The organism is Gammaproteobacteria bacterium (assembly GCA_033344735.1).
GTDB lineage: Bacteria > Pseudomonadota > Gammaproteobacteria > UBA4575 > UBA4575 > UBA1858.
On the sequence record JAWPMW010000001.1, the window covers coordinates 1,499,785 to 1,511,834 of the forward strand.

At 38.6% G+C, this 12,050-nt stretch carries 10 protein-coding genes; 4 read left to right on the plus strand and 6 right to left on the minus strand.

Features of this window, described 5'->3' with window-relative positions:
• The first annotated feature begins 44 nt into the window (after window positions 1-44).
• On the plus strand, window positions 45-1,919 hold the full coding sequence (locus tag R8G33_07755) for a M48 family metallopeptidase (GenBank protein MDW3095550.1): 1,875 nt from the start codon (window positions 45-47) through the stop codon (window positions 1,917-1,919).
• Between the two features lies 1 nt (window position 1,920).
• Here the strand turns inward: R8G33_07755 and R8G33_07760 are convergent, their stop codons facing one another.
• A complete protein-coding gene (locus R8G33_07760; protein ID MDW3095551.1) occupies window positions 1,921-2,094 on the minus strand; it encodes a hypothetical protein in 174 nt (57 codons plus the stop codon).
• A 143-nt stretch (window positions 2,095-2,237) separates the two neighbouring features.
• Between R8G33_07760 and R8G33_07765 the strand changes: the two genes are divergently transcribed.
• The 3 genes from R8G33_07765 to R8G33_07775 all read left to right on the plus strand — a co-directional run bounded on the left by R8G33_07765 (window position 2,238) and on the right by R8G33_07775 (window position 4,600).
• Window positions 2,238-2,600 (plus strand): glutaredoxin domain-containing protein, encoded by a 363-nt coding sequence (locus R8G33_07765; GenBank protein ID MDW3095552.1) that lies wholly within the window; start codon window positions 2,238-2,240, stop codon window positions 2,598-2,600.
• 73 nt (window positions 2,601-2,673) lie between these two features.
• Window positions 2,674-4,149, plus strand: coding sequence for a helicase HerA-like domain-containing protein (locus tag R8G33_07770; protein MDW3095553.1), 1,476 nt, complete (start codon window positions 2,674-2,676; stop codon window positions 4,147-4,149).
• 16 nt (window positions 4,150-4,165) lie between these two features.
• Window positions 4,166-4,600: a DUF6173 family protein gene (locus tag R8G33_07775; GenBank protein MDW3095554.1), complete on the plus strand. Its 435-nt coding sequence runs from the start codon at window positions 4,166-4,168 to the stop codon at window positions 4,598-4,600.
• Between the two features lie 13 nt (window positions 4,601-4,613).
• On the opposite strand, the gene R8G33_07780 is transcribed toward R8G33_07775, so the two are convergent.
• The 5 genes from R8G33_07780 to R8G33_07800 form a co-directional block, all read right to left on the minus strand.
• Window positions 4,614-5,408, minus strand: coding sequence for a dienelactone hydrolase family protein (locus R8G33_07780; GenBank protein ID MDW3095555.1), 795 nt, complete (start codon window positions 5,406-5,408; stop codon window positions 4,614-4,616).
• 379 nt (window positions 5,409-5,787) lie between these two features.
• Entirely contained in the window at window positions 5,788-7,143 is a 1,356-nt protein-coding gene (locus tag R8G33_07785) for an HlyD family type I secretion periplasmic adaptor subunit (protein MDW3095556.1), read from the minus strand.
• On the minus strand, window positions 7,133-9,319 hold the full coding sequence (locus R8G33_07790; GenBank protein MDW3095557.1) for a peptidase domain-containing ABC transporter: 2,187 nt from the start codon (window positions 9,317-9,319) through the stop codon (window positions 7,133-7,135). The genes R8G33_07785 and R8G33_07790 overlap by 11 nt, the downstream gene beginning before the upstream one ends.
• Window positions 9,320-9,329: 10 nt before the next feature.
• Window positions 9,330-11,051, minus strand: a complete 1,722-nt coding sequence (locus R8G33_07795) for a peptidase domain-containing ABC transporter (protein MDW3095558.1) — start codon at window positions 11,049-11,051, stop codon at window positions 9,330-9,332.
• 254 nt (window positions 11,052-11,305) lie between these two features.
• Complete coding sequence (locus tag R8G33_07800) at window positions 11,306-11,896, minus strand: hypothetical protein (GenBank protein MDW3095559.1); 591 nt, start codon at window positions 11,894-11,896, stop codon at window positions 11,306-11,308.
• Window positions 11,897-12,050 lie beyond the last annotated feature (154 nt).

The window sequence follows — 12,050 nt, forward strand, 5'->3', positions numbered from 1 at the left end:
AAGGAAAATACTGCCTGCACTTTGCTTGTTATTAAGTTCAACCAATGAATTTTTTTGAACAGCAAGACCGTGCACGTAAAAACACATGGCTGCTGATTGCATTATTTTCAGCATCTGTTCTGTGCATCATTGGGCTTACTGTTGCGTTGATTGCTGCTTCATTTTGGGGGTTTGGGCAGTCCACCTCAGTTAATTCTGCCTCTTATCTACAACAGTTCGATTCTACAACTCTACTAAAAACTGCCGCTGCGGTGATTGCCGTCATCGTATGCGTCATTCTCTTTAAACGCATGCAAATGTCTCGAGGTGGTCCCAGCGTGGCAGAAATGCTTGGCGGTAGACCTATTGATAAAGACACTGCTGATGCTAACGAGCAAAAATTACTTAATGTTGTGGAAGAAATGGCGCTGGCAGCCGGACTACCCGTTCCCCCAGTATATGTTTTAGAAGAAACTACTATTAATGCATTTGCAGCAGGCTTTAATGAAAGCGACGCTGTGATAGGTGTTACCCGTGGTACTTTGGAACGTTTAAACAGAGATCAACTGCAAGGCATTGTCGGTCATGAATTTAGTCATGTTCTACATGGCGACATGCGTCTAAATTTAAATCTAATTACTATCCTTGCGGGCATAGTCTTTATAAGCAAAGCGGGTCGATTAGCATTGCATAGCACTTCTCGCTCTCGATCAAATAATCGCGGTGGCCTACCTGTATTGGGTATTGGTGTTGGGTTACTTATTATAGGCTCGATTGGTACGTTATTTGGTTCTCTTATTAAGTCTGCTGTAAGTCGACAGCGTGAATATTTAGCTGATGCCTCCGCGGTGCAATACACACGAAATCCAGATGGCATTGCTGGAGCATTAAAAGTAATAGGCTCTGGGGTCGGCTCCAGCATGAGTTCACCCAATGCTAATGAATGCAGTCATATGTTTTTTGGCGATGCAATTTTTTTACGTGCATTTTCATTAATGTCTACTCACCCACCATTAGAAAAACGAATTCTTCGCATTGACCCTCGTTGGGATGGAAGTTATTTGCCAGGCAAGGCGATTGAAAAGACACCTGCTTCTTCTACGGCTGAATCAAAAAATAAAATAGATGGTCTAGAAAAACTATTGAATACTACTGGTTTCCTTGATCCTGTCATGGTCGCTATCGCTGCATTACTCGTAGATGCATTACCCAAGCCTGTTAATGATGCGACGCATAATCCCGGTAGCGCTTACGCACTAATGTTGGCGTTACGATTAGACAAAGACGAAAAAATCAGACAAAAACAGTTAGCTTATATACAAGACCACCCTCTATTAGTAACCGATATTAATCGCTATGCTCCAGATGTTGCCAAGCTACAACAAAAAGATATTTTACCTCTGATTGAAATGTCTATTCCTGCATTAAAACGTTTATCTGACATTCAATACTCACAGTTCAAACAACATCTCACACAATTTATTTTTGCCGATAAGCAATCACATTTACAAGAATGGCTGCACTTTCGCCTACTGAGTCATTACCTCGATACACACTTTAATGGCAATAAAAAACGATTCGTGCGCAACTATCATTCATTCTCTCAAATTAAAAATGAAATAATTTGTGCAATGTCATTATTAGCTAGTGAATCACACACCAATAGTGATCAAAAGATTGCTGCATTTTCTAAAGGCATGAAAAAATTAGAGATGACAGATGCTCAATACATAATTGATGAAGAACTAGAGTTTCACGACGTAAATAAAGCAATAGAAAAAATTGATTATCTTGTGCCGTTACTCAAAGATGAATTCTTAACTGCTTGCGCAGAATGTATTGAATACGACAATACAGTAACGCCTACTGAGTGGGGTTTACTACGCGTGATCGCAGCATGTATTGGCTGCCCTATGCCTATTGTTAATCGTCCAGATTAACTCATCGCTGGTATGTCTCTATTGCTTCAAAAAACTGTTCTTCAGAAATCTCGCCTCTGTCATAATAAAGACGAAATAGTTGTTTGGCACGCAGATCATCATTAACAATCTGTTTTAAAAACAAACGTAGTAGATGTGTTTTTTCAGGACTTAAGTCTGTAGTTGCTGTAGCCATATCTCAATTCCATTTGAGCTGATTGATAGTTAACCGTAACGTAAGGCTATTCAACAGTTAATAGCCGGACAGGCTCAAGGGAATCGAATTACCGACCAAAAAACGCGTATAATTGCTAACAAATAGACCGAAAATTTGCCTCAATGAAAAAGCTGCTTTTCATTTTACTCGTTGTTGCCCTAATTCTGTTCTCAATGGACCGCTTAGCTGCACATTTACATCAACCTAAACAAGGCTCGACTGATGTAATCATTTATTCCACAGAATGGTGTCCATACTGCAAAGTGCTTCGAAACACACTCAATCAATATAAAATTCCCTATATTGAATATGATACTGAACAATCTATTCGTGGATTTACCGGCTATTGGGCGTTGCGCGGACGCGGCGTCCCTTTATCAGTGATTGGCGAGGCGGTAATTCATGGCTATGATGGCCAAGTGATAACAGATGCTTTAGTTGATGCTGGATATGATATACCTCTTGAGTGGCCTTCGAATCAATAATAACAGCGTTTGCATTCACCTCCCCAAACAAAATATTATTTCATACAAATAGCAAATCATTAGGAGCAGCACTTTGACACAAACCCCTGTTTTTCTTTGCATCGGCAAAGGTGAGACCGAACAAAAACTTCGCCTCGATCGCGCTAATCGTCACGGACTTATTGCTGGTGCAACAGGTACAGGTAAAACTGTCACTCTACAGATATTAGCTGAAGGTTTTTCTCAAGCTGGCGTACCAGTATTTGCCGCTGATGTGAAAGGTGATTTGAGTGGAATTAGCCAAGCTGGCAAAGACAATCCTAAAATGATTGAGCGTGCAGCTGAAACAGGGCCTGAGAATTATACTTTTCAAGGATACCCAACAGTATTTTGGGATTTATTCGGCAAGAAAGGCCATCCAATTCGCACCACTGTGTCAGAGATGGGTCCTTTATTACTTTCTCAGTTACTAGAACTGAACGATACTCAAGAAGGTGTATTAAATATTGCTTTCACCATTGCTGATGATGAAGGCATGTTATTGCTGGATTTAAAAGACCTTCGCGCCATGTTAAATTTTGTAGGGCAACACTCTTCTAGCATTAGCACCAAATATGGCAATGTAAGCAAGTCTTCAGTCGGCGCTATACAACGTCGCTTACTAGTGCTTGAAAATGAGGGTGCAAAAAAGTTTTTTGGTGAGCCAGCACTAGAATTAAGTGATTTCATGCGCTGCGACGATACGGGCAAAGGTAATATAAACATATTATCTGCACAAACATTAATGCAAAACCCGAAATTATATTCAACTTTTTTGCTATGGCTACTTTCAGAATTATTCGAAGAACTCCCTGAAGTCGGTGACCCAGATAAACCAAAATTAGTTTTCTTTTTTGACGAAGCACATTTACTTTTCCAAGATGCCCCCAAATCACTCATCAAGAAAGTAGAGCAAGTTGTGCGTTTAATACGCTCTAAAGGAGTGGGGGTTTATTTTGTTACTCAGAATCCTATAGATATTCCTGATTCCATTCTTGGTCAATTAGGTAATCGTGTTCAGCATGCTTTACGTGCATTTACACCTAAAGATCAGAAAGCGGTTAAAGCTGCTGCACAGACTTTTCGCTCTAACCCTAAGCTAGATGTCAAAGAGGTGATTACACAACTAGGTGTTGGTAAAGCTTTAGTCTCAGTGCTAGATGAAAAAGGCGCACCAACGATTGTTGAAAAAACAAAAATACGCCCGCCAGAATCTCGCATGGGCCCAGCTATCGCTTCGGAAAGAAAACAAGTTATTAGTGAAAGCCCTGTATTAGATAAATATGATGTAAGGATAGATAGAAAAAGTGCTTTTGAACTATTATCAGCTAGAGCTGAACAGAACGTTGCTAAAGAGAAAGCCTTAGAAAAAGAAAGAAAATATAAGAAACCTGCTACAAAAAAACGTCGGTCAAGTAGCAGTCGATCTACCACGAATACTGTCATTCGCAGCGTGACTAAAATCGTAACTTCAAGAGTCGGTCAACAACTAGTCCGCGGCATACTCGGTTCTTTTTTCAAAGGCAGATAAATTAAGGATTTGAATAATGGAAGACACATTAAAAAAATTTATTGCTTCTAACCCTGGTGCACTTGATTTAAGTTCACTACGCTACCCTCGCCCTAATGATGATAGTACACAACAAATAATTGAGAATGCACAAGAAAATTCTTACCAATCCGCTCGCGCATTATTACAACGCTTATCACAAACTGTGACTGACTGGCGAAAAGAATTAGATGACGATGTTCAACCCGCCATCCTAGCTATTTTAAATGGTGGGCTTCAAGTTGAAATTGAACGCATGGCTCAGGAAAGCTTCCATGGTATTCGCATTGAAGGATTACTAAATGGTAACCCTTGTATGCTGCTATCACACCAATCAAGTGTGCAATTATTATGTTTCGTACAAAAAATTGAAAAGGAAAAGCCGCGACGAAAGATAGGCTTTATTATTGATGGAGTAGAAACAGAAGCATAGAAAGCGTCTAAACTTAGATATTGAAGATTTTCTTAAGAAAAATTTGTAATTTCTCCCAAGAATCAACATCTGCATCCTGATCATAACTTAGTGGCATACTAAACTTTTCAGCAAACATGTCTGCATCTGGGTTAGTAAAACTATGATCTACTGCCTCATAAACAATGACTTCATGCGAGACATTCGCCGCTAACATTTCACTGCGAAAATCTTCTAACTGCTGCTCAGGAATAAACGCATCATTAGCGCCATGGAACACTATTACTTGCGCTACCACAGTATCTTTTTTAGCTGGTGTAGATGTCGCTAAGGAACCATGAAAACTAGCCACGCCTTTTAGGTCTACTCCCATACGCGCCATATTTATCACCACCGCGCCACCAAAACAGTAACCGATAGCAGCAATTTTTGTTGAATCAACATTATTCAGTTGTTGTACATAGTGTAAAGCTGATAAAAATCTATCTTTGAATGCTTTTTCATCCCCCATTGCTTCTTGCATGAATTTTTTAGCGTCATCAGGGTGATTGGCTACTTTGCCATCACCGTACATATCTAATGCAAATGCCACATATCCAAGTTCTGCCAACATATCAGCACGGCGACGCGCGTAATCATTATGCCCCCACCATTCATGTACAACCAATACTGCAGGCTTTTTTTGCTCGCCATCGTCTTGATAAGCGAGATAACCCTTTAAAGGGTCCCCATTTGACTGATAACTCACCTGCTTACTTACCACTTCAGCATTAAGCATGTGGGCAAAGAAAATCAGAGAGGTCAATAAAATAAAGCGTAATGTCATCATGCGGATAATTTTATCAGTTAGGCTTAGAATTTGGTTTATTTACTTTAACAGAAAAAATATAAGTAGATGTACTTAGTTAATATAAGGAAAATAATTACACTTCATCGAGAAAATGTGCACTATTATCACGAGAAATTTTAGAGAAATTTTAATTGAATTGTAAAAATACCATTTAACAATAACTTACTCATTCAAAATTACTTATTTATATAATTATTATATATTAAAAATAGTTTGACTATTCAATTATATTTAATACAATACGCTTCATGACTGAATTCATACTCTACTGGCTTCTGCCAATTGTTGCATTTATTGCATTTTCACTTTGGGCTAACGAAAAGTTATTTAAGTAAATGTTTATATATTAATTATAGATTTACCTTTCTTGAAAAGCATTCTGAAAACCTCGATAAACTGGCTTCAACAGATAGTCTAAGACTGTTTTTTCACCAGTGCGAATATCAGCTGTAACTGTCATTCCTGGTATCAATTTATATTTTCCTGGTTTCGGTCCAAGATACTTCTTTGCTAATATGATTTGAGCTTTGTAATAAGGCTGATTTTCCTCGTCTAGGTAAGTTGACGGGCTTATACGATCAACTTCACCTTCAATCACTCCAAACCTTTGAGGATCATAACTACCCACTTTGATCACAGCTTCCTGACCGACATGCACATGACCTATATCTTGAGTCGACACTCTCGACTCAACGATCAGCTCTTTATCCACCGGGACTACTTCCAACAAGATTTGGCTAGGCTCAATCACTGCTCTAATAGAATTCACAGCCAAATTAGTCACATACCCAGATACTGGTGCTCTGATATGTAGACGATCCACCCGATCTCCAAATTTGATCAATTGTTCTTTTAACTCAGCTATCTCTGCAGCTACACTGCCTGTTTCTAATTTAATTTGTTCAATAAACTTATTCTCGATCTCAGATAGACTATCTTGCGCTTCATTAATGGCTTCTTTAGCAACAGCCACATTTGCATTACTCTGTATATAATCAGTTCTAATTTCTGCCAGCTCAGCTTGACGATCAAGTAAATCTGTTTTTGCCACTACTCCCTTCTTCACTAATGCAGATCTAATTTTAACTTGCTCTTGCACTACCTCTAACTGTTGCTTCAACGCTTTAGTTCGAGCAGTATCACGCTTTAATTCTTGATTTCTTTGATTGATCTTAGTTTGCAATGTCTGCAGCTTCGCTTGCTGGCTTCTTACTTGAGCTTGATATGTTTCATATTCAATCGCTGCTAACTCAGGGTACTGGTCCGCATATTGATCGAACTCAGGTTCTACATTTGACAACAATGCTCGCAAACGAATTTGTTTTAATATCATTGATGAGCTACGACTTTTCAATTGATCGTAATCAGATTCTATTGCAATGGGTGATACTTCTAACAATATCTCTCCTTTTGAAACCAACTCTCCTTCTCTAACCAATATATCTTCTACAATCCCGCCTTCAAAATGCTGAACAATATGATTATTACCATGAGGTACAATCTTGCCTTCAGAAATTGCGACTTCATTTACAGGCGTGATATATGTCCAAATAACAAAGGCCACTACCAACACCACTGTTGCCGCAATTCCGACACTAACCACATAAGGAGCATCAGATTCTTCTAACTGTATGGATTGAGCAATATAGCGGGCTCTCGCTCTAGGCAATTCAGCTTTAGACTGACTTTTACTTTCATCATAATTATTTGTCATTATTCTTTGCTCCATATAATGCTTTCATTACTTCTTGAGGAGTTCCTATTCCCTTAATCACCCCTTCGGATATCACAACAACTCTGTCTGCCAACTGCACATGACTAGGTCTATGAGTCACCATCACAATAGTTTGCTTTCCTTTTCTTTCTGATAATTGTTTTATTAAACGCCGATCACTGACCATATCCAATGACTCGGCAGGCTCATCCATTAACAAAATTGGCGCATGACGAATATAAGCTCTTGCCAAACAAATTCCATGCACCAAACTCGCAGATAATTTTGCTGAACTGTTCTCACCAACCACTGTGTTAAAACCATCTGGCAAGGCTTCAATTGTATCTAACACATCAGCCTCTCTTGCAGCTTGAACAATTTCTTCATTAGTTGCTAATGGATTTGTTAATCTTAGATTTTGAGCAATGGTGCCTTTAAATAAAGATGGCTTTTGCGGCACATAGGCAATCAATCTTCGCAAATCTATCGCATTGAATTGACGAACATCAGTGCCATCAATAGCTAATACACCACTTTGCGCACGATACATTCCTGCGATCAATTTTAATATCGTTGACTTACCCGATCCGTTATCGCCAACGATTGCAACAAACTCATTTGCAGCAATATCTATACTTGCTCCTAACAAAGCTGCATCTGATTTTGGTCCATACCTGAAACTTACACGATCAAAACGTATGTTCCCTTCTATTTCCGGCATCATTAACTCAGTTTTACTATCTACTGTTTCCGTATTAAGTTTCATTAACTGATTTAACTGCTTGACACTTTGCACAACCTGATCAATTTGCAGCATTGATAAGCATATACCCTGTAATGGAGAAAGCACTCGCCATAGCAAGGCCATAACAGCAATTAGAATGCCAATTGTGATTTCACCATTCATAACTTTAAGCGTACCTATGGTTAACACAGCGATACCCGCCAGAGTCATCAATGACTGACTTACACTATTTATAACAGAATGCTTCATGGCAGTTTTATAAGATGCAGACATTGCCTGACCTGACACTTCTCGAAAATTTTCTTTCCATGTTGCTTCTGCTCCTAAAGCTTTTAATTCTCGCATACCCAGAAACGTATCCATTAACATTCTTTGCCTGGCTGTCCTGGCTTGTCCTGCATACTTCAGATCTTTACTGAGGCCAGGATAGAAAATCATAGAAATGATCGCATATAGCACCACCATCACTACAGGAACAATGGCAATTTCACCTGCTAGTAACGCTAATATCGCAATAAAAAATATCACAAATGGTAGCTCTAAAAACAAGCTAGCCGCAGATCCCGAAAACAGATCTCTTACCGACTCAAATTGCTTCAATCTAGATAACTGTGAAGACACAGTTGCTCGCTCTGTTAACTGAGGTGGCAGGTAAAGTAATTTTTTAAGCGTTTCTACACCAATAATATAATCCAGCCTTCCAGCAACCATACCTATGGTTTTTGAACGTAAAATTCTAAGCACAAGCTCAATACATAGAGCCACAGACAATCCACCAATTAAATATGGCAAACTTGAAGTTGATCGCGCCCCTATAACATTGTCGTACACGACCATAATAAAGAGTGGTACTGCAAGCGCAATGATATTTAATACAAACGTCATCGCCAACAAATGCTTGATTAATTTCTTGAAGTGACTAACCGTATCACCAAACCAACTTTCAGGATTTTGATTACTCAATGGCAACGCATGAGTAGGATGCATGTCTGTGAAATAACAAACCTCTCCTGCATACTCGCCAATTTCCTTCTCAACTGATTCCTTTAGATTTGCATCAAACACCAAATAGTGGTCGTCATTCTTTTCTTGAACCACCCAAATTTCATTTTGATCACTGATAAACAACGCCGGCAGCAAATCCTCATTGACGTTATCAAGCGTGGTGTGCTCCTGATCACTCTCATAACCCAGAGTAACTAATAAATTCCTAAGATCAGTCAGATCCAGATGATCCACATAATGCGGTAGCGCCTCGATTAATTCTCGTTGATAACTTCTCCAACCCAATGCACTTAACAAAGGAATAATGCACGCCGCATAAGGAGAAATATAATCGAGATCTTCTACTCTTCCTTCTCGAATAGCGTTACAAAGTTGCTCTGATAGTGGCAGATCCTGTTCAGATAAATATGTTGTGGAATCACTCATCTAATATTCCTTATGCAGATAATGATTGCTCATTTGCTTGAGGTTTTTGCTGCCCCTGGCCAGATAGCCATGGCAGCATTATTAAATCGCCATCTTCGATCATATAATTTCTATTACAGAGTTGAAGAATAGATGGGCGGTGAGAAACAATAATCATGGTGTACTTCTCTTTAAGTTCAGTAAGTAATTTAATTAACATTTGATCATGCCGTGAATCTAAAGATGAATCTGCATCATCAAATAAAATAATTTTTGGCTCACCGAATGACATACAGCCAACCAGCGATCTTACTAATATAATTTGCTGCCTTACTCCAACTGGTAGTGAATCGTAATTTGTTCCACTTACTTTTGTATCCAGCCCTTCAGGCAATCGCATTATGACTTCAGTCAACCCAATCTTATTAGCAACGTCTAACGCTCGATCAACTGCAGCACCTTCTCTAAACATTGTCATGTTATCGAGAATAGTTCCTTCAAAAATTACACCGTGTTGAGGCATATACCCTATTTGTGCTCGCATTGAAGAGCGGTCATGAGTACGTATATCTCTACCATCAATTTTTATTACACCTTCGCTTGGAGACATAAAACCCATTAGCAGCTCAATCAACGTGCTTTTACCTGAACCATTTGATCCTGTTATCCCAACAGTTTCTCCTTGCTCAATTTTAAGTGACACACCTTTAATAAGCTCTTGATCACTTTGATCATGTTTGAAATGAACATTATCAAACTCAATGTCACCATTGATTTGCATTTTGTCTGATTGATCATCTATAGCTTCAAGTGGAATATCTTTTAATTCCTGAATTTTTTCTTTCGCGATACTGATACCTTGCAGTTGCGTCCATAATCCCATTGCCTTTAACGCTGGCTGCATGACTCTTCCTGATAGCATAGTTCCTGCTGCAAGAGCTCCCACAGTCAGCTCACCACCAACAACATAGATACTTCCTATCCCAACAAAGCACATCATCACAACTTGTGAGAATGTAGCCCCCACACTTTGAATAACACTATTGATATTACTCAAATCATAAATTGACTGAGCAGAGTGACCTTGTAGTCGCTCGAGGCGTCTCATCATCGGAGCTTCTAAAGCCATAGATTTAACAATATGCATTCCTTGCAATACTTCGATAAGAAAATTTTGTTTTCTTTCTGATGCATCAGATTTTTCATTGAGCGTTGCTTTTAATTGCTTACCCATTACATAGGAAACAACCGCAAATATTGCCATTACAGTTAATGGCACCAAAACCAGCTCTTGTGAAAACACCCAAATTAATGTGAGGAATACAAATACAAATGGCAAATCCACTAGCATAAGAATAGTTTGACCAGAATAAAATTCCCGGATTTGTTTTACTGCATCGACTTTATTTAAATATCGACCTACTGTCTTTCCTTCGAACTTCACCAAGTCTGCATGCAGTACATGGTCAAGCAATTCCATACTTGTTGCATGTTCGTATTGCGCACCCTTCCACGCCAAGATTGTTGAGCGCGCAATTCTCAAAAACACTTCGATAACTGTTGCAAATATAAGCGCACTAATCATTAGTGCAAAAGTATCCAATGCCTTATTTGGAAGGATTCGATCGTACACCTGAAGAATTACCAGAGGCAGCGCGAGCGCGGTAATATTTAATACTATGGAAGCAAACAGAACATCAGGACGACGCCAATGACTGGGGGCATCTAGGTTTTTATTATTTTTTGAATACATTCGTTATTTACCATTAACCTGTATAGATCTATTCTTAGAATAGATATATCAACGCATAGGCGACTCTAACAAGAATCACCCGTTCGCTTGAGTTAACGGCAATAACTGAAAGTTATTTAGTAACTTAGCCTCTTATCTGACAATAAACCGACAGACTAGTCAGTTATAAATTTTGATTTTTATTTTGTATGGATTTTGAAAAATTAATTTTATATTTTTCTTTTTGTCGCTTGATTGCTACCGTTCAATTGCGTTTACCATTCGATGCATTCAATATTATCAAAGGCAACTTGACTACCATCATCAAATTGAATAATTCCCGATACATCAATACCCACTTCAAGAGCAATTGTTTCTACATCGTAATTTAGATTTCTATCGCTGGTATTTTCTTTCCATGGATTTAATGAATTTTCTGTATCACCAAGATCTAACACACGTACCCAATCTTTATCTGAAGAATCACCAATAGCAGCATGAAATTCAGATGCTAAATTAACTCGGTCTTCAGCGGTACTGCCATCATAGGTTGTGGGATTCATCGTAGATTCAGACAATTGCCTACTTTGTACATCATCAATAGGATTGCCGAGTGTTGGTATTATGGATTTCTCCTGAAAGTTTTTTGTTGATTGTTGCAATAACTCTTTTTCCAATTCATCAATACTGACAATTTCAATTTGATGCTTTTCTGAAATAGTAGAATTTTCATGATCGAGTTCGTGTTGTCCATGCTCGCTATCATAGTTATTAACCAACTCACTTATGACAACATTATCGACATATTCTGAGTTCTGCGAATCCTCCTTAAATTCAGGATCATCTATTTTATTATTTCCAGCCACTTTGGTCGACTCCTAGTCAATCAGTTTTTAATAGATATACGCTCCCATTAACTGTATCGGCCTGACAGGCAGCGACATTAGAAATAAAGTTAGATATATGAACGGTAATTCCAATAAGGTTGACATGCGTCACATTTTACAATGACGCACAAAC

Excerpts from the sequence above, each read along its gene's own strand:
- R8G33_07755 (MDW3095550.1), top strand. The coding sequence starts at position 45 with ATGAATTTTTTTGAACAGCAAGACCGTGCACGTAAAAACACATGGCTG.
- R8G33_07760 (MDW3095551.1), bottom strand. The coding sequence starts at position 2,094 with ATGGCTACAGCAACTACAGACTTAAGTCCTGAAAAAACACATCTACTA.
- R8G33_07765 (MDW3095552.1), top strand. The coding sequence starts at position 2,238 with ATGAAAAAGCTGCTTTTCATTTTACTCGTTGTTGCCCTAATTCTGTTC.
- R8G33_07775 (MDW3095554.1), top strand. The coding sequence starts at position 4,166 with ATGGAAGACACATTAAAAAAATTTATTGCTTCTAACCCTGGTGCACTT.
- R8G33_07780 (MDW3095555.1), bottom strand. The coding sequence starts at position 5,408 with ATGATGACATTACGCTTTATTTTATTGACCTCTCTGATTTTCTTTGCC.
- R8G33_07785 (MDW3095556.1), bottom strand. The coding sequence starts at position 7,143 with ATGACAAATAATTATGATGAAAGTAAAAGTCAGTCTAAAGCTGAATTG.
- R8G33_07790 (MDW3095557.1), bottom strand. The coding sequence starts at position 9,319 with ATGAGTGATTCCACAACATATTTATCTGAACAGGATCTGCCACTATCA.
- R8G33_07795 (MDW3095558.1), bottom strand. The coding sequence starts at position 11,051 with ATGTATTCAAAAAATAATAAAAACCTAGATGCCCCCAGTCATTGGCGT.